The sequence below is a fragment of the Verrucomicrobiia bacterium genome, from assembly GCA_036268055.1.
In the GTDB taxonomy this organism is placed as follows: Bacteria; Verrucomicrobiota; Verrucomicrobiia; order Limisphaerales; family Pedosphaeraceae; genus DATAUW01.
In genome coordinates this window covers 177,387-195,713 of sequence record DATAUW010000017.1, presented here as the reverse complement: position 1 = coordinate 195,713, position 18,327 = coordinate 177,387, and the positions used below count along the sequence as shown (strand labels likewise).

12 protein-coding genes are annotated in these 18,327 nt (G+C 56.9%); 9 read left to right on the top strand and 3 right to left on the bottom strand.

Annotated features, from left to right (window positions below; genetic code table 11):
• Positions 1 to 1,032 precede the first annotated feature (1,032 nt).
• Positions 1,033 to 1,227: a hypothetical protein gene (locus VH413_10860; protein HEX3799191.1), complete on the bottom strand. Its 195-nt coding sequence runs from the start codon at positions 1,225 to 1,227 to the stop codon at positions 1,033 to 1,035.
• Between the two features lie 284 nt (positions 1,228 to 1,511).
• On the opposite strand from VH413_10860, the gene VH413_10855 reads away from it, so the two are divergent.
• The 3 genes from VH413_10855 to gap all read left to right on the top strand — a co-directional run bounded on the left by VH413_10855 (position 1,512) and on the right by gap (position 9,877).
• Entirely contained in the window at positions 1,512 to 4,904 is a 3,393-nt protein-coding gene (locus VH413_10855; GenBank protein HEX3799190.1) for a PD-(D/E)XK nuclease family protein, read from the top strand.
• Positions 4,901 to 8,515: a UvrD-helicase domain-containing protein gene (locus VH413_10850; GenBank protein HEX3799189.1), complete on the top strand. Its 3,615-nt coding sequence runs from the start codon at positions 4,901 to 4,903 to the stop codon at positions 8,513 to 8,515. The genes VH413_10855 and VH413_10850 overlap by 4 nt, the downstream gene beginning before the upstream one ends.
• A gap of 312 nt (positions 8,516 to 8,827) precedes the next feature.
• Positions 8,828 to 9,877: a type I glyceraldehyde-3-phosphate dehydrogenase gene (gene gap, locus VH413_10845; protein ID HEX3799188.1), complete on the top strand. Its 1,050-nt coding sequence runs from the start codon at positions 8,828 to 8,830 to the stop codon at positions 9,875 to 9,877.
• A gap of 256 nt (positions 9,878 to 10,133) precedes the next feature.
• Here gap and VH413_10840 read toward each other — a convergent pair whose 3' ends face one another.
• Positions 10,134 to 10,739 (bottom strand): hypothetical protein, encoded by a 606-nt coding sequence (locus VH413_10840; protein ID HEX3799187.1) that lies wholly within the window; start codon positions 10,737 to 10,739, stop codon positions 10,134 to 10,136.
• Positions 10,740 to 11,308: 569 nt separating this feature from the next.
• Positions 11,309 to 11,968 carry a hypothetical protein gene (locus tag VH413_10835; GenBank protein ID HEX3799186.1) on the bottom strand — a complete coding sequence of 220 codons (660 nt, stop codon included), beginning with the start codon at positions 11,966 to 11,968 and terminating at the stop codon, positions 11,309 to 11,311.
• Between the two features lie 503 nt (positions 11,969 to 12,471).
• Between VH413_10835 and VH413_10830 the strand changes: the two genes are divergently transcribed.
• From VH413_10830 to hflX, 6 genes are all read left to right on the top strand, one after another.
• Positions 12,472 to 13,038, top strand: a complete 567-nt coding sequence (locus VH413_10830; GenBank protein HEX3799185.1) for a sigma-70 family RNA polymerase sigma factor — start codon at positions 12,472 to 12,474, stop codon at positions 13,036 to 13,038.
• Positions 13,035 to 13,325: a hypothetical protein gene (locus VH413_10825; GenBank protein HEX3799184.1), complete on the top strand. Its 291-nt coding sequence runs from the start codon at positions 13,035 to 13,037 to the stop codon at positions 13,323 to 13,325. The genes VH413_10830 and VH413_10825 overlap by 4 nt, the downstream gene beginning before the upstream one ends.
• On the top strand, positions 13,322 to 13,738 hold the full coding sequence (locus VH413_10820) for a hypothetical protein (protein ID HEX3799183.1): 417 nt from the start codon (positions 13,322 to 13,324) through the stop codon (positions 13,736 to 13,738). Before VH413_10825 ends, VH413_10820 begins: the two co-directional genes overlap by 4 nt.
• 4 nt (positions 13,739 to 13,742) lie before the next feature.
• Positions 13,743 to 14,867, top strand: coding sequence for an L-threonylcarbamoyladenylate synthase (locus VH413_10815; GenBank protein ID HEX3799182.1), 1,125 nt, complete (start codon positions 13,743 to 13,745; stop codon positions 14,865 to 14,867).
• A gap of 49 nt (positions 14,868 to 14,916) precedes the next feature.
• On the top strand, positions 14,917 to 16,686 hold the full coding sequence (locus VH413_10810; GenBank protein HEX3799181.1) for a TolC family protein: 1,770 nt from the start codon (positions 14,917 to 14,919) through the stop codon (positions 16,684 to 16,686).
• A gap of 94 nt (positions 16,687 to 16,780) precedes the next feature.
• Entirely contained in the window at positions 16,781 to 18,067 is a 1,287-nt protein-coding gene (gene hflX, locus VH413_10805) for a GTPase HflX (GenBank protein ID HEX3799180.1), read from the top strand.
• Positions 18,068 to 18,327 lie beyond the last annotated feature (260 nt).

The window sequence follows — 18,327 nt, the reverse complement described above, 5'->3', positions numbered from 1 at the left end:
GACGGAGTGCCTGCTGGCCGATAGGCAAATTTTATGGGGCTGGCTCTGGCGACGGCGCGGGGCTCTACATCCTAGCCGCCAAGGGTTCGATTCCCTTTAGCTCCATTCAATTTACGTAATACGAATACCATGGGAGGCAACATGAATCAAGGCTTTTCTGGCCCATTCCGTCTTTCTCTTTACAGTTGAAAGACTTATAGCGTCAGAAATTAGCTTAGATTCTTCTGCGGTCAAACGTATTGATATGCCTGGGGCGCGAGTCTTATCAATCGGGGTGCGGGGACGACCAGCTTTCTTAGCCATAAAATAATTTATGTATTACAAAAATAGTTGTTGACCTAAGATAATATTTGTAATACAAATATGTCAACTTAAATAACGATATGGCAAACATCCTGGCGGTTTCTCTCCTCTGCGAAGGTTTCAAGCATCCGCGCCATTGAGCGCATTTCCGACGTCCATCGCGATACCATCATGCGCTTAGGTGTTCGCGTCGGTGAACTGATTGAACGGTGTGGAGAATAAGCAGGATTATTTAACTCGTTTGCAAGTCAATTACACAACTGCGGGGCGGCTGATCGCGCCACCGTGCCAGTCCATGAAAAGTTTCAAGGCAAGACGGTCTGGCAAGGGACGTGGAGGTGTTCGATCTCCAAGTGACCCTTCTGAGATCGGATAGAATTTCAAATTAGGACACTACCGAATTTAATATTTTCTTTCTTGTGAATAATCTTCATGTTTATTGCCAGCAAGTCTCGGATGTCCGTGGCGGGGTTGCAATCGTAACCCTACCATAAACACGGTGTAAACGTGTCGGCTCCGAGCAAAATTTAGTAGCAGGTCAGTTTGAAAACGAATTGAAAACTTATCCCTCAAATGCGCGTTGAATCTTTTGCTGTAGAAATTCCTTGGATGGATTCTCAAACGCCTTTTTGTGATGCAGAAAAAGCATATAAACCTTAGAAGTTTTTCCGCTTACCGCATAATAAACTCGCCATCCCTCGCTTGACGACATATTACAACAAGAATCCTTCAGACGCGTTTTAAAAACCGGCGGGATGAAAGGATTAAAACCAGCCACATGTCCGCGCCCCACGCCGCAACACAAACGCCGGGTGAAACGTCTGGCGCATAAAAAGGGTTCGTCGCCAGGCACGCCGCGATGGCAACTCCGCTGACGCCCCAAAGTAGCGGCGTTCGGTTGCACGATTGCAGGTCAGATTTCACAAGGGGTAAATAGCCTCACTAACATCGCTGATTCGCAGCCAAAATCGAGCGTTTTACTTTGGATCTTGGCGAGCGCCCGCGTCCCGCGTGCCGTGTTCGGCGTCCCGCCGAACCCACTTCCCATCCACCTGCAATATCGGCCGCATCTCAGTCTTGCAACCCGAAGGGTTGCGAGAAATACCTGCGCCAGAAACGGTTTTCAACCGTTTCTCAAATTTACCCCAATGACCACTGCCGTTTCGTTTTTTTATGGCCAAGCCACCGGCAGCATCTAAAATTAAAAGATGCAAACGCGATTTCTTCTGGGCCCGGCCGGCGCCGGCAAGACGTTTCGCTGCCTGGCGGAAATTCGCGCCGCGCTGGCCGCTGCGCCGGAAGGCCCGCCGCTGTTGTTGATCGCGCCGAAACAGACGACTTACCAGCTTGAGCGCGAGTTGCTCGCCGACGGCTCGCTGAAGGGTTACACACGCCTGCATATTCTTTCCTTCGAGCGGCTCGCGAAATTTATTTTCGAGCGGTTGCGGAAATCGCCGCCGCGCATGCTCGACGAACAGGGTCGGCTCATGGTCTTGCGCAGTTTGCTCGCGAAGAAGCGCGATGAACTCAGGCTTTTTCGCGCGAGCGCGCGGCTCACGGGTTTTGCGCAACATCTCAGCCTCGTGTTGCGCGAGTTGCAACGGCATCAGTTGACTCCCGACGCGCTCGAACGGCTCGCCGAAGACGTGAACGCGGTCGAGAGTCTCAGTTCCAAATTGCACGATCTCGCGATGTTGCTGCGCGATTATCTTGGGTGGCTCCACGCGCACCAATTACAGGATGCCGACTGCGTGCTCGATATCGCAACGCAGACGCTTCGCGAGGGCGGGCGGATTGAAATCGGCGGGCTTTGGCTGGATGGATTTCATGCGCTTTCGCCGCAGGAGTTGGGGATGCTTGCGGAAATTTTGCCACACTCGGCTGCGGCGACGATTACGTTTTGCCTGGATCGCGTGCCGAAGGAAAGAGTCTCGTGGCTTTCGTCGTGGTCCAGTGTGCGCAACACGTACGAACAATGCCGCCAGCGGATTGCCGGGTTGCCGCAGTGCGTGATCACGGATGAATTGTTGCCGCGCGCGCGAAAACAAAATCGTTTTGAAAATAATGCGGCGCTGCGGCATCTCGAAGCGCATTGGGTTTCGCCGAAACCGTTCGAGGAAACGGCGTCCGCGCCAGCCAGTGAGTTGGTAAAAAAATCCATTCGCGTGGCGACGTGCGCGGATGCGGAGGCGGAGGCGGTGTTGGCGGCGCATGAGATATTACGGTTCGTTCGCGCGGGTGGAAGGTATCGCGAAGCGGCGGTGCTGGCGCGAGATCTGCAAAGTTATCACGAGCCGCTGGTGAATGTTTTCAACCGTTATCAGATTCCGTTTTTTCTCGACCGGCGCGAGTCGGTTTCGCATCACCCCTTGGCGGAGCTTTCGCGCAATGCGCTGCGGACGGTGACTTATTGGTGGGAACGCGCCGATTGGTTTGCGGCGCTCAAAACGGGGCTGATTCCGGTTTCGGATGCGGCGATTGACCGTCTCGAAAATGCGGCGCTCGAACGCGGTTGGCGCGGGAACGTCTGGCACGAAAAACTTTTCATCAAGGACGATCCCGGCCTCACGCGCGATCTCGAAGCCACGCGCGAAAAAATCATCAAGCCGTTTCAAAAACTTGCCGCGCGGCTTGGGCAAAAGGAACCGGGTTCGCGCGGGCAGAAAAGTTCCGCTAAGCCGACGGGCGCGGAACTTGCGGCCGCGATGCGTGAATTTTGGGAGAGTTTTAAGGTTGCGGATACTTTGCAGCAATGGAGTGAAACCGAGGCTGCGCCGAATCCGATTCATTTGACCGTGTGGGAGCAAATGAACGCATGGCTCGACAATGTGGAACTGGCGTTTCCGACGGAGCCGCTGCCGTTGCGCGAGTGGCTGCCGATTCTGGAAGCGGGGCTGGCGGGCTTAAGCGTGGGTGTGATTCCGCCCGCGCTGGACCAGGTTTCCATCGGCGCGATTGACCGGTCCCGCAACGCGGACATCCGGCTCGCGTTGGTGCTGGGCATAAACGAAGGCATTTTTCCCGCGCCGCCGCGCGGTTCGGTTTTGCTGACGGATGCCGATCGCGTCGCGCTGGAAAAAGAAGGCATCACCCTCACCACGGCGCGGCAGCAACTCAGCCAGGAACGCTTCTTCGGTTATCTCGCTTTCACCCGCGCGCGCGAGCGGTTGGTATTAACTGCGTCGGCGGGTGATGTGGCGGGCAAGCCGCTGAATCCCTCGCCGTTTCTTGCGCAGTTCAAGCAACTGTTTCCCACGCTTGAATTTGAAAACGTCCCGCGCGCGCGGGATTGGCGTCAGAGTGAGCACGCGTCCGAACTCATCGTGCCGCTGCTGCTCAACCAGGCGTCGCCGAATCGCGTGGCGGAACTTTCGCGGCTGGATGATTTGCCGGCGCTGGCGGATTTGCGGGCGAGTTTGCAACATCTCACGCTGGTGTCGCCGGGAGAAACGCTTTTGCCGAAATTTGCGGAAGGGCTTTACGGCCAGATTTTGCGGACGTCGGTCAGCCGCATGGAACAATTCGCGGCGTGCCCGTTTAAATTTTTTGTGCACTCAGGTTTGCGGGCCGAGGAGCGAAAAGTTTTTGAACTGGACATTCGCGACCAGGGAAATTTCCAGCATGAGGCGCTGGCGTCGTTTCACGAGGAATTGCGCGGGGAAAATCGCCGGTGGCGCGACGTCACGCCGGAAGACGCGCGCGAACGCATCGGGAAAATCGCGGACGGGATGCTGGGGAGTTTTCGCGACGGGTTGCTCGAGGCGAGCGAGGAGGGGAAATTCACGGCGCGGATTTTAGTGGAGTCGCTGAAGGATTTTGTCGAGACGCTGGTGGGCTGGATGCGCGGCCAATACGCGTTCGATCCGGCGGCGGTGGAACTGCCGTTTGGCGAGGGAATGTTTCCGCCGTGGGATTTGGATTTGGGCGGGGGGCATCGGCTCCATCTGCACGGGCGGATTGATCGCATTGATATTTTGAAGGATGAGAATGGCGAGACGGCGTTGTGCGCGGTGGTGGATTATAAATCGAGCCAGAAGAAACTCGACGCGCTGCTGATGGAACATGGCTTGCAACTGCAACTGCCGGGCTATCTCAATGTGCTGCGCCACTGGCCGGACCCGCGCTCGCACTTTGGCGTTGCACGGCTGATTCCGGCGGGGGTTTTTTACGTCAACTTGCGCGGCAAATATGATCGCGGCGAAAATCGCGATGAAATTCTCGCGGGCGTGGAGGCGGCGCGCAAGCTGGCGTATCGCCATGCCGGACGATTCGACGCGGAGCAACTTGCGCATTTTGATCAGCGCAAAAATGTGAGCGAGGGCGACCAGTTTAATTATCGTTTGAAACAGGACGGGAGCATTCACGGCGGTTCTCACGAAGTCATGACGCCGGAAAAATTTCTCGCGATGCTCGATGGGGTGGAGACGGCGTTGAAAAAAATGGGCGCGGCGATTTATGCGGGCGACACGCGGGTGGACCCGTTTCGCCGGGGCAACGTGACGGCTTGCGACCAGTGCGACTATCGTTCGATCTGCCGGATTGATCCGTGGACGCATCAATATCGGGTGTTGCGCAAGGCGAGCGAGGACGGAGACGAATGAGTTTCACGCCTGCTCAACAAAAAGCCATCGCAGCGCGCGGGAATGTGCTCGTCGTCGCCGGGGCGGGCACGGGCAAAACAAGCACGCTCGTCGAGCGTTGCCTGGATTGTCTCATCAGCGAAAAGCCGCCGGCATCGCTGGACCAGATTTTGATGGTGACGTTCACCGACGCGGCGGCGGCGGAGATGCGGCATCGCATTCGCGCGCGGTTGGAAGAAGAACTGGCGAAGCCCGGCCAGCATGGGCGTTGGGAGGAACAGTTGGCGCTGTTCGAGACGGCGCACATCGGCACGCTGCACAGTTTTTGCCTGCAACTCGTGAAGCAACATTTTTACGAGTTGGAATTGGACCCGCAACTGAACGTGCTCGCGGAAGAAGAAGCGAAATTGCTGGCGGACGAAACGCTCGAAGATATTTTTCAGGCGCATTACGCGGGCGAAACGCCGAATGCCGCCGCCGTGCAGGAGTTGATCCAAAAGCAGGCGCGCGGGTGGGACCTGCCGATTCGCACGCTCGTACTCAAGCTGCATCATTACATGCAAACTTTGCGGAATCCCCAAGGCTGGTTTGATGAGCAACTGGCTATGTTGAATTCAGCCAAGCCCGCGCAATGGCAAACGTGGCTAATCGAAGGCGTGGTGGAGTGGCGCAACCGATGGCTGCCGGCATTGCAAAATGAAAAAGAAAATTTGAAGGCGATCGAGTGCGGGGAAATTTTAAACGATTTTCCCGAACAGCCTTCGCGGGAGGATTGCGCGGATATGCTTGGGCGGGTGAGCGCATTGGATGGCGATTGGCCGAAGGGGAAAAAAGAGAAGTGGCGCAAGCCGTTTGTCGCATTTTTTTCCGAGGCGGTGTTTCTGCGTTCGCTGGCGCGCACCGACGGGAAGAACGATCCGCTGGCGCAGGATTGGGATTGGATGCGCGGAAAAATGGCAACGCTGCTGGGATTGGCGCAGGAGTTCACGAAACAGTTCAGCGACGCCAAGCGCGAACTGGGCGCGGTGGATTTTCACGATCTGGAACAGCACGCGCTCGAGTTGCTCGTGGAGCGCGCGACCGGCGCGCCGAAGGCGACCGCGCGCGAGTGGCGCGAGAAATTGCGTTTTGTTTTCGTGGACGAATACCAGGACATCAACGACGCGCAGGACGCGATCCTCAAGGCGCTGAGCCGCGACGGCGAGGGCGCGAACCGTTTTCTGGTGGGCGATGTGAAGCAGAGCATTTATCGGTTTCGCCTGGCCGACCCGCACATTTTCCAGAATTACGTGGATACGTGGAGCGGCGACGAGGGAAACGCGATTCCGCTGGTGGATAATTTTCGCAGCCGCGAGGCGATCCTGGATTTTGTGAACTCGGTTTTTGGCGCGTTGATGCGGCGTGAAATCGGGAGTGTGCCTTACGACGAGAAGGCGCGGTTGAAATTTGGCGATCCGGAAAATCGCGCGGCGTTGAGTGTGGCGGCGAATCCGGGGCCGTGCGTGGAATTGCGTTTGCGATTGCAGGGCGGTGAGGCCGAGGCGACGGATACCGAAGGCGGCCGCGCGTGGAACGAGATGGTGAATCTCGAAGAGTCGGCAAAGGAAGCGCGGCTGACGGCGTTGCGTTTGCGCGAATTAAAAAATGCCGGGCATCTGGTTTGGGATAACGAGACAAAAAAAATGCGCCCGGTGGAGTGGGGCGACATGGCGGTGCTGTTGCGCTCGCCGTCGGGCAAAGTGGAAAGTTACGCGCGGGAATTCACGCGGCTGGGCGTGCCGCTGCAAGTGGCGCGCGGCGGATTTTACGAGAGTTTGGAAATCACGGATTTGCTGAGCCTGCTGCAAGTGCTCGACAATCCGTTGCAGGACATTCCGACGCTGGCGGTGCTGCGTTCGCCGCTGGTGGGGATGTCGCTGGACGAACTGGCGGCGATCCGTTTGACCGCGCCGAAAAGCCGATGCTGGACGGCGCTGCAACGCTTTCACGAAACGAGCCGCTCGCTTACAGGTTGGGAAAAGGTGGAACGGTTTTTGAAAAATTATGCGCGCTGGAGAAATTTGGCGCGGCAGGTATCGCTCTCGCGTTGTCTCGCGGCGGTGCTGGACGAAACCCATTACGCGGCGTGGCTGCTGACGCAAGCGCGCGGCGAGCAGCGCCATGCAAATGTCCAACGGCTGCTCACGCTCGCGCAACAGTTCGACCAATTTCAGCGGCAGGGTTTGTTCCGGTTTTTGCATTTCATCGAGGCGCAGCAGGCAGCAGAGACGGAGCCGCAAGTGGCCGCGGTGTCGGGGGAAAATTCGGTTTCGCTGATGAGCATTCACCAGAGCAAGGGGCTGGAATTTCCGGTGGTGGTGGCGGGCGATTTGGGCAAGCCGTTCAACCTGCTTGATCTGCACGCGGAAATTATTTTGGATGAGCGTTACGGATTGTGCCCGCAGATCAAGCCGCCGCACACGGGGCAGCATTATCCGAGTCTGCCGTACTGGCTCGCGCGGCAGCGGCAGAAACAGGAAATGCTGGGGGAAGAAATGCGGCTGCTCTATGTGGCGGCGACGCGCGCGCGCGATCTGTTGATCCTGACGGGCAATCTGCCGGCGAAAAAATATTTCACGCGGTGGAGCGAACGCGCGACGGTGACGACGGCTTCGCTGCTGGCGGCGAGAAATTATCTCGACTGGCTCGCCGCGTGGGCGGCGCAAAATGGGAGCAGCCCGGGATTTGAAAAGGCGGACGTGAGAGCCGGTGAAAATAAATTCTGGCGCTGGCAAATTTTTGAAGATCTGGATGCGCGGTTGCTGGAAGGTGGAGTTCCCGGGGCGGTGGCGGAGGAAAAGGCGGAAGCGGTGGCCGGGACGGCGTGGACGGATTTGCGGGCGCGGCTGACCTGGAAATATCCGCATGAAGCGGCGACGATGCGGGCGGCGAAGACGTCGGTGTCCGCATTGCGGCGGCAGCAGGAAGAGGAGGATGCGGATGAGGCGGAACCGCTGTTTCCATTCAAGATTCGCGGGCGAAAATCGGGGGCGAAAAAAAGCAAGTTGTCGGCATCGGAAATCGGCACGGCGCATCACACGTTTTTAGAATTCGCGTCGCTCGCGGAAGTGGGTTCATTGATTGGCTTGCGGGCGGAGGCGCGGCGAATGGGGCTGGAGGAAGTTTTGTCGGCGGAAGAAATTGCGGCGCTGGATTTCGATGCGTTGTCGGCGTTTTGGCAATCGGAGATGGGGAAAGATATTCGGGCGGTGGAAAACAAAATGCTGTCGCAGAGTGCGGACGGCGGCGCGGCAGCACCGCCCTGCTATGGGAGGGTTTGGCGGGAGTTGGCGTTTACGGCGCGGTTTTCGCCGGGGGAATTGCGGAGTGCGATGGATGGAGAATTGCCCGAAGGTGAATTTGTGGTGGTGCAGGGCGTCGCGGATTTGGCGGTGATTTTGCCGGAAGAAATCTGGCTGGTGGATTTCAAGACGGATGAATTGACGGCGGCGGAACTGCCGGCGCGGGTGAAGACATACGAATTGCAACTGAAGTTGTACACGCAGGCTTTAGGGCGAATTTATAAACGGCCAGTGACGCGAGTGTGTTTGCATTTCCTGGCGTTGCGACGTTCGGAGATGCTGAAGTTTTAAAGACGAATTTTTTTAGAAAAATCCATTATCTATTGTCCCGGCGAGACTCGGCACTACGGCCCGCAACCCTGTACTTGAATGCGCGTGCGCTTCCTGAAACGGAGATCGTATGCGTATATCCATGCGGCAGATTTTTTCACCGGGTTTGCTCACATGAATATGCCCCACGAAGCACTTGCGTCCCGCGTTTTCTCAATTACACTGTGACATGCTGAGATTTCCAAAACTCGGCATTGACGCTCCCGGCTCGAAAGGTAACATCGCGGGCTCGGTGTCTATAATAACTGAAATCGAAAGTGAATTGAAAAAAATATGGCAGTAAAAGTTGCAATCAATGGGTTCGGGCGCATTGGCCGTCTCGTCTTTCGCGCCATCGCTGAACAAGGTCTCTTGGGCAAAGAAGTCGTGGTCGTCGCCGTCGGTGATATCGTTCCCGCGGACAACCTCGCCTACCTGCTCAAATACGATTCCACCCAGGGCCGCTTCCACGGCACGGTTTCTTCCAAGAAATCCGCCCCCGACAAGGCCGAGGATGATGTCCTGGTCGTCAATGGCGCCGACATCGCCGTCGTCAGCGCAAAAGACCCGTCCGGATTGCCCTGGAAAGCGCACGGCGTGGACATCGTGATCGAATCCACCGGTCTTTTCACCGAAGCGGAAAAGGCCAAGGGCCATATCGCCGCCGGTGCGAAAAAAGTCATCATCAGCGCGCCCGCTAAAAACGAGGACGTGACCGTGGTGATGGGCGTGAATCATGAAAAGTATGATCCGGCCAGGCATAATATTATTTCCAACGCCTCCTGCACGACCAACTGCCTCGCGCCGCTGGTTCATGTGCTGCTCAAGGAAGGTTTCGGCATCGAAGAAGGTCTGATGACCACCATTCATGCCTACACCGCCACGCAAAAAACCGTGGACGGCCCGAGCAAAAAAGATTGGAAAGGCGGCCGCACCGCAGCCGTCAACGTCATCCCCAGCACGACCGGCGCCGCGCGCGCCGTGGCTTTGGTTTGTCCCGAAGTCAAAGGCAAGCTGACCGGCATGTCGTTTCGCGTTCCCGTTCCCACCGTGTCCGTCGTTGACCTCACCGTCAAGACCACCCGCGACACCAGCTACGCGGAAATTTCCGCCGCGATGAAGAAGGCCAGCGAGACCTATCTCAAGGGCATTCTCGAAACCACGAAGGACGAAGTCGTCAGCAGTGATTTCGTTCATTCACCCGCCTCATCCATCTATGACGAAGGTTCGGGCATCGAATTGAACAAGCGCTTCTTCAAGCTCGTGAGTTGGTATGACAACGAATGGGGCTACAGCAATCGCGTCGCTGATTTGTTGAAATACATCATCAGCAAAGGCCTGTAATCCATCGAACTTTTTCGCACGGCGGTCCGGCAACGGATCGCCGTTTTTTATTTCATTTAGTGGAGGCAGATGAGAATCGTACGAATCATCCCAACGCACGCGATCACTCTTCCGTGCGGACCGCGGGTCTATGACCCGCAGCAAGATCCACAAGGTCAAGCCGCCCTCGGCTCAGCCTTGAACGGCAATCTTCTTCACACACAGCTGCCGGTCGCAGACCTGCGCTCCATCAGGATGGAATGCGCCTGCAAATCTCTTACTGAAACAACTTTGATTTGCCCTTTTGGATTTCCGTGAGGATCGCCTTGAGGTCGGTTCCGATCATGTCGCTGTTCGTCTCGCTTACACCGCTGTTCTTGAGAATGGTTTGCGCGGCAGTCACGTAACTTTGCGCGCGCGTCGGCGTCAAGGGCGCGGAATTTACGACGATGTTGATCGCCTTGGAAAGCTGGCCCATGTCGCGCTCGGCCACGGCTTTTTCCGCAAGTGCGGAAGAAAGATCGGTGGATAATTTCGCAAGCTCGGCCTTCGTCGGCTGGGTCGCGCCCTTGGCGAGCGAGGCCATGTCCAACTGCAAACCCGTCCGTTCGTGATCGGTCACCGTGGAACCCGCCTTGATGGCGCTCAAGTCCGTTTCAAGCCGATCCACCAATGCCTGTTGCGCCGAACTCATCCCCGGCGAAGCGGAAGGCGTGCCGGGCGAAGAAGCCGAGGGCGCATTCGGCGGCTGCGTGACGACTCCCTGCTGCTGATTATTGACGTCGCGGATATGCTGCGCCTTTTGCTTGACCAATTCGGCGCTGCCAAACGCACCGTTGACGGCCATCAACCATGCCGCCGCGAAAACAAGAAAATGTTTCATAGTCACCTCACGAGCTTTACCCACTAAAGGTGCTACGAGCGGCAGCGACTTTCAAGTTGCAAATAGGGGCGGGAGAGATTGCGGTGTACACCTTGTTATCGTTCTCAAAATTGCGTCCACGCGCCCAAGGGGTATGATAGTCAGTCTTGTCCGGGGAGCGCACGCGCCCTCGCGTGCTGCCATCGGCGCCCTCGCCGATGGTGGTTGGGTGAGCGAGCTATTAAGCGGGCGGAGTTGCCGCTCCGCCGTCCGAAGTCCCGCAGGGACGACCGAACTTAACCCAGCCATTTATGGCTGGGTTTTAGTTTGCTTCTGATTCAAGTCCCGCTAGCAACGAAAGAATTTGATGAAGACGAACGCGGCGTAAGTCTGGATGATTCAGAAATACTTCTTTCGTTGCTGTCGGGACTGACTTGATGGAACGGAACGAAGACCCTCACCACTAAAGTTGTGAACTAAGTTCGGTCGTTACTGCGGCACTCTGGCGGCGCGGCTGCGGCCAGATGGAAGTGCGCATCTTCTTTACCGGACTGTCGGGCGGGAACGCCGTCATAACCCGCGAAAGAGAATCAAGCCTTTGCACCCGTCATGCGACGAGCAGCCATCAACCCGATTCCCGCAAAGGCGAGCAGACCGAGGGAACTTGCCGCATCCGGAGCCACATCATCGTCCAGCACCGGCATCCATGAACCAGTCATTGAGGCGTTAACGTCATTCACGACCGGAGTAAAAGTAGTCGAGATGGAGCCGGTCTGGAGAGTTACCGTGCTCGGAAAATTTCCCCCGGTCGTCAAAATATCGCCGCCAGCGGAAAAAGTCAGCACCGGAGCCGCCGCGCTTCCAGAAACCGTGAGCGTCGAGCCCGCAATCCATGTCACGGAAAACCTGGGCGCTCCAACATTCGGCGTATAAACGCCGGGAGTCCATACTCCATTGGGAGTGGTGATTTGAAAATCGGTGATCGCGCTAGTTGGATCAGTGGCAATACCCAAAGCCGCTGTGATATACAGATATGTCGGCGAAAACATACCGCTGCTATCCTGCCATTGAAATTCAAAATCCAGCGGAGTCACCGGTACTCCAGATCCCATAAGCGATGACGCCGTTCCAATGATGATAAGAGCCGCAATCTTTAATTGGAGTGACAGTTTCATAATCAGTTTATGTATGCCTGCAATTTCCTTCCAAACGACTCGAAAATTTGCCAAATCACCCAACAATTCAACCACGTTATCGTTAATAAACCCAACAAATCCCGAAAAACAAGGCCTAAATCTTCTGTTCCCGCTCCGCTTTCAAATGGTACGCCTAAACACCGCTTCTATCTGGAATGACCCTTATTTGCAGCATTTTTTACACCATTTTTATCGCAATTTGCCACGAGCAATGCAAGTCATTTATGTTAAAATATTTACAAATTAAAATCAGCTTATACTTTAAATTAGATATTTCCCAAACCGTAAATGAATCCGACGTTTTTATAAGCTGAAATGTTTTTCATATTCCTCTCCGATTCATTTTTTATTCAAAAAGGCCAATAGACACGGGCCAAACACCCTCTCGTTTCGCACTCTTTCTCATTCGTAAAAAATCCCGACGTCGCCCTCCCAAATAATCCCCTTCTCCCAAATACTTCCAGTAACCTTTCCCGCCGCAACCGGTCACTAAAAATAAAAGCTGTCGCACGTTCGGGATTCCCGCAATATAAGGTATGTCCGAGTCGGTTTTTGATATGCCAGCCTGCCTTGCGCGGGTCCGGCAGCGGGATGAAGAAGCCGCGCGCCTGTTGTTTCATCATTTGTATCCGCTGGTGATCAAAGTGGTCCGTTCACACTTGCCGCGCCGAATGAGTGAGGACGACCTGACCCAAACCGTTTTTATGAAAGTGTTCGCCAATCTCGATCAATACTCCGGCAAAGCTCCGCTTGAGCATTGGGTCTCGCGCATTGCCGTGAACACCTGCATCAAAGCCCTCCGCTCCGAAAAAGTCCGCCCCGAACTTCGCTGGGCCGACCTGAGCGAGGAACAAGTCGAAGTGATGGATTGGCTGGCCGCTACTGATGAAGACATCCGGCCCGACCGCAATTTAGCCTCGCGCGAACTTGTCGAAAAAATGCTCAGCCAGCTAAAGCCCAAAGACCGGCTCGTCATCAGTCTCATGAATCTCGAAGGCCGCACCATCGAAGAAGTGCGCCAGATCACCGGCTGGAGCCAGGCGGTGATCAAGGTGCGGGCCTTTCGCGCGCGCGGTAAATTGCGGAAGTTATATCAGTCATTGATCAAAGAGGAGAAATTATGAAACAACCCGACGAACCATTAAATCGCCTGTTCAAAGCCGCCGCCGCCGCATCCACTCCCGCCCCCGGCGCGGCGAGATTTGCCGTCGAGGCCCGCGTGCTCGGCGCCTGGCGCGGCCTGGCGCAAAATGACGGCGCGCAATATCTCGTGGCGTGGTTTCGCCGCGCGGCGTTGTGCGGCTTCGCCATCGCCCTGCTTACCGTGGCCTGGAATTTGCAGCACCCCAATCGCTCCGGAGCCGAATTAGCCGTTGCCGAGTCCGCCATGGGCATGGGGGTCGAGCCATGAACGGCCTCACGCGCTGGCGGATCATCGCCTATCTTGCCATCCTGTTCATCGCTGGCGTCATCACCGGCGCCGCGGTGATGACCCGCACCAATGCCGCCACGCAAACCTTGAAGATCGGTCGCACCGAGGAGATCCAAAAACTCATGACCCGCCGGTTGCAGGCGCTCAATCTCACCCCGGAACAGCGCGCAAAATTTGAACCACTCATAAAAAAAGCCAGCGAGGAACTCGAAGCCACCCATCTTCAATGTTTGGAGCGCTGCACTGTGGCCGTGGATAATCTTCACGCCCAAATCCGCTCCCAGTTGACGCCGGAACAAAACGAGAAATTGCAGGAACTCGAAGCCGAGCGTCACACGATCATGCGCAACAAATATAATTACCCGCCCGACACCGCCTCGGCCGGGAAATGAAACGATGCCCGCTCTCGCAACCTCCCGCCCTTTTGCCGCGCCAACCAAAGAATTGCCCGCGCGCGAAAAATTCCGCAGTCTGATTCCCATGGCGTCGAACGCTTCTGATTCGTCCGCGGAAATTTTGTCCACGCACACCGCCGCATTGTTTCGCGCGGCGGTCGCGCGCGCGGCGGAATTATTGCGCGCCGGCGAAGTCGTTGCCCTCCCCACCGAAACCGTCTATGGCCTCGCCGCCAATGCCCTCGACGCCCGCGCCGTTGCCCGCATTTACGAAATCAAGGGCCGTCCCGCGCACAATCCCATCATCGTCCACGTCGCCAGCCACGATTGGGCGCGACGCTGCGCCGCCGAATGGCCCGCCGCCGCCGATTCACTCGCGCGCGCCTTCTGGCCGGGACCGCTCACGCTCGTGTTGCCGCGCTCGCCCGAAATTCCCGACATCGTCACCGCCGCCGGCGAGACCGTCGGCATCCGCTGGCCCAGCCATCCCTTTATTCAAGCCGTCATTCGCGAATGCGGATTTCCCCTCGCCGCCCCCAGCGCCAATCCGTCCAATCAAATTTCCCCCACGAACGCCGCGCATGTCAGCAAGGGCCTCGGCAAAAAGATTCGCCTCATCGTTGACGGCGGCCAGTCGCAAGTCGGCATCGAGTCCACCGTCGTGGACCTCACCGCGAATCCCGCCCGCGTCTTGCGACCCGGCATCATCCACGGCGAATCCCTCCGCGCCGCACTGCATGGCTCCGGCTGGGCGATCACCGGCGCTGCCCCCTCCGTCTCGCAAACTTTGCGCAGCCCCGGCCAGTTGCCCAAGCATTATTCCCCGCGCGCGAAACTCGAAATCATATCGTGGCACGATATAAATGATCTCGACGCCCAGATCTTCCGCCGCGCCGTCCCCCGCGCAAGTGTCCACCTCATTGCCCATACGGTCATTCCATCTGGCGAAGGCTTGGGCCGCGTGAGTGTGATCCCGCACGATGCCGAGGCGTTTGCCCGCGCCATCTACGGCGAGTTGCACGAATGCGATGCCCACGGTGCCGAATTGATTTTGGTGGAAGCCTTGCCCGAAACCCATGAATGGGAAGCCATCGCGGATCGTCTTAAACGGGCGGCCAGTGTTTAAACGGATTTTTTAACGGTTGGAAATGAGGAATCAAAAATTGAAAGCAAAGATGCAAGTCACGCGATTGTTTGACGAATTAAACGAAATCAAGCACTCTTGCGGCTCGATGAAGCCAAAGAGACTGTTTTACATCCTGGCGGCGTGCGGTATTGCCCTGAGCGCGCATGCCCAAACAAAATGGCCAACGGAAACCGGCACCAACATTTGGACCAATGCCAGTCGGCCGGCCAACACCAACACGCCCGCGCTGGTCGTGCCCACCACCCCGGTCGGCTCCGCTGCGCCCGCCACCACGCCGCCGCCCGATACCAATCAACCCGCCGCCACGGCCACGCCGCTTTCCACCGCGCCGATTCAAACCCGTGCCACCCGCGCGTTGACCCTCGACGACTGCATCCGCCTCGCGCTGGAACATAATCTCGACATCCAAATCCAAAAATATAATCCCGAGATTGACCGTTTCAATGTGGATGTCGCGTACGGCGTGTATGAACCCGTTTTCAGCTTTTCCGCGTCGAAGAATTATAGTGACCGTCCCGGTGCGGTTGGCTTGCTGGATCCGACAACGCATTTGCCTGTTCCGACTTCATCTACCATTCAGGAAGATAATGCTTATACTCCCGATCTAAAGGGCGTTTTACCCACTGGTCTCACTTATGATCTTAGCGGCACTTTGATACGCAGTGTCACTCAGGAAGGTCCACCCGCCCATTATGGGCCGCCGGTTTGGGATGCGTCCGACCCGGGGCCGGGCATTACGCTGCGTCAACCGCTTCTTAAAAATCTATGGATAGATCAAAGCCGGCTCACTATCCAACTCAATAAACAGTTGCTAAAAATGTCCGAGCAAGCGCTTCGCCTGCAAGTGATGACTTCCGTCACCAGCGTGAAGGATGCCTATTTCAACCTGCTTTACGCCCGCGGCAACGTCGAAGCCAATGCCACCGCCTATAAATTGGCCGAACAACTTGTCTCGGAAAACCTCAAGCGCGTCCAAGTCGGCGCGCTCGCCCCGCTCGACGAAAAACAATCCGAATCCCAAGCCGCCGCCAGTCTGGCCGCCATGCAAGTCGCCCAGCAGGCGCTCGTCGTCCAGGAAAACACGCTCAAGAGTTTGCTTACCGATCATTATGCCGAATGGGCCGATACCAGTTTGCTGCCTTCCGAAGAATTGGTCGCCATCCCGCAGGACTTGAACCTTCAGGAAAGCTGGCGCCGCGCCGTCACTCAACGCCCGGAACTCATCGAGGCGAAGATCAACGTCGAAAAACAAAACATCACGCTCAAATACGATCTCAACCAGGTTTTTCCCGAACTGGATTTGACCGGCACCTATGGCCGCAACGCCATCTCCGAATCGCTCGGAAATACTTTTGACGACCTTCGCCAGGGCGATCACTCCTACTATTCCTACGGCGCATTTATCAGCATCCCGCTCGGTGGGAATATTTCCGCCCGCAACCAGCGCAAGGCTGACAAGTCCACGCTCAAACAATTATTGCTCTCCCTCAAGCAAACCGAGCAAAACATCGTCATCGCTGTGGATAACGACGTCGGCTCCGTGCGCTCGACCTTGCAGCAAGTCCACGCCACCCACGACGCCCGCGTCTATGCTGAAGACGCCCTCGCTGCCGAACGCAAAAAACTCGAGAACGGCAAGAGCACCAGCTTTATCGTCCTGCAACTCATCTCGAATCTCACCACCGCCAAGGTTGCCGAAGTCCAGGCGCTCGCCAATTACAACATCGCCGTCGCCCAACTTTCCCTCGACGAAGGCAACACCATCGAAGACAGCCACATTGATCTGAAGTGGAAATAACCCATGCTTTCATTTACTTGCCGCGAATCCGCAAGACTTTGAATCGCCGTCAAAATGTGTTATGGTGGTGCGCACATAAGGCAAACAGACCGTATTGAAAGCATTAATCTCGACCTCAACCAAGCGCACCGAACGCGTCTTCCTCGTCGGTGTGGAGCTTAAATCCCGCAGCGCTCTCGACACGCGCGATTCCCTCGACGAACTCTCTGAGCTGGCCGCCACCGCCGGTGGCGAGGTCGTCGGCGATGGCACGCAACGCATGGAAGCCCCCGTCGCCGCCACCTTCATCGGCAGCGGCAAGGCCGACGAATTCGCCAAACATTGCCGCCAAAATAATGTGGATACCGTCATCTTTGACGATGAGCTTTCCCCCGCGCAAAGCCGCAACCTCGAAGTCGTCTTCGATTGCAAGGTGCTCGACCGCACGTCGCTCATCCTCGATATTTTCGCCCAGCGCGCCCGCACTCGCGAAGGCAAGTTGCAGATCGAACTCGCGCAACTGCATCATCTCCTCCCGCGGCTCACGCGTTTTTGGGGTCACTTGTCGCGCCAAAAAGGCGGCATCGGCATGCGCGGTGACGGTGAAACCCAGTTGGAAACCGACCGCCGCCGCGTGCAGGATCGCATCGCGAAAATCGCCCGCGAACTCGAAACCGTCCGCCGCCAGCGTTCGACCCAGCGGCAGGGACGCCAGCGCAATTTGTGGCCGCTCGCCTCCATCGTCGGCTACACCAACGCCGGCAAATCCACCTTGCTCAACGCCCTCACCGGCGCGCAGGTTTTGGCCGAGGACAAATTATTCGCGACCCTTGACCCCACGACTCGCCGTCTGCACCTGCCGACGAATCAAAATATTTTACTGACCGACACCGTCGGTTTCATTCGCAAACTCCCGCACGGTTTGGTCGAAGCCTTTAAGGCGACCCTTGAAGAAGTCGTGCGCGCGGATCTGTTATTGCACGTCGTGGACGCCAGCCATCCGCAAGCCGCCGAGCAAATCGAAGCCGTGAACACCGTGCTCGAAGAAATCGGCGCGTCCGGCAAACCCACGCTCATGGTGCTCAACAAAATTGATCGCGTCACCGGCAGCCTGAGCGGATTGAAACAGCGTTATCACAACGTCGTCACCGTCTCCGCGAAAACCGGCGAAGGCTTGCCCGAATTGCTCTCCGAGCTAAGCAGTCAGATGCGTCCCATCCGTGAATTTGTGGAATTGCAAGTGCCGCACGAAGCGTCCGCCGTCATCGCGCGCTTGCACGCCGTCGGCCAGGTCATCGAACGCAATTACGACGGCGACAAAGCCTGGTTCAAAGTTCGCATCCCCCCGCATCTCCACGAAGAATTCGCCCCCTTCATGGTGCAAGAACTCCAAGGCGCATAAAACCCGGAGCAACCCTGGGGAGGGCGAGCGTACTCGCGAGCCCCATCTAATCCCCTTCCTCCAGCTGCATCCGCGCACTCCCCAAAATGGCAAGATGTCGCCGCTCCGCCGTCCGCAGTCCCGGAGAGATGACACATTTAATCAAATCATGCACACTCGCCCAACGCTTCTCATTAACCCCCGGCTTCAGCCGGGGGAATCACGCTCCCCTCAAAAAAATCTATCCCGAGCGTAGCGAGGTAGGCCCATTCCATGGAACC

Coding starts and splice junctions, on each gene's coding strand:
- VH413_10815 (HEX3799182.1), top strand. CDS start 13,743: ATGCCCGCTCTCGCAACCTCCCGCCCTTTTGCCGCGCCAACCAAAGAA.
- gap (HEX3799188.1), top strand. CDS start 8,828: ATGGCAGTAAAAGTTGCAATCAATGGGTTCGGGCGCATTGGCCGTCTC.
- VH413_10810 (HEX3799181.1), top strand. CDS start 14,917: ATGCAAGTCACGCGATTGTTTGACGAATTAAACGAAATCAAGCACTCT.
- VH413_10855 (HEX3799190.1), top strand. CDS start 1,512: ATGCAAACGCGATTTCTTCTGGGCCCGGCCGGCGCCGGCAAGACGTTT.
- VH413_10840 (HEX3799187.1), bottom strand. CDS start 10,739: ATGAAACATTTTCTTGTTTTCGCGGCGGCATGGTTGATGGCCGTCAAC.
- VH413_10850 (HEX3799189.1), top strand. CDS start 4,901: ATGAGTTTCACGCCTGCTCAACAAAAAGCCATCGCAGCGCGCGGGAAT.
- VH413_10830 (HEX3799185.1), top strand. CDS start 12,472: ATGCCAGCCTGCCTTGCGCGGGTCCGGCAGCGGGATGAAGAAGCCGCG.
- VH413_10825 (HEX3799184.1), top strand. CDS start 13,035: ATGAAACAACCCGACGAACCATTAAATCGCCTGTTCAAAGCCGCCGCC.
- VH413_10820 (HEX3799183.1), top strand. CDS start 13,322: ATGAACGGCCTCACGCGCTGGCGGATCATCGCCTATCTTGCCATCCTG.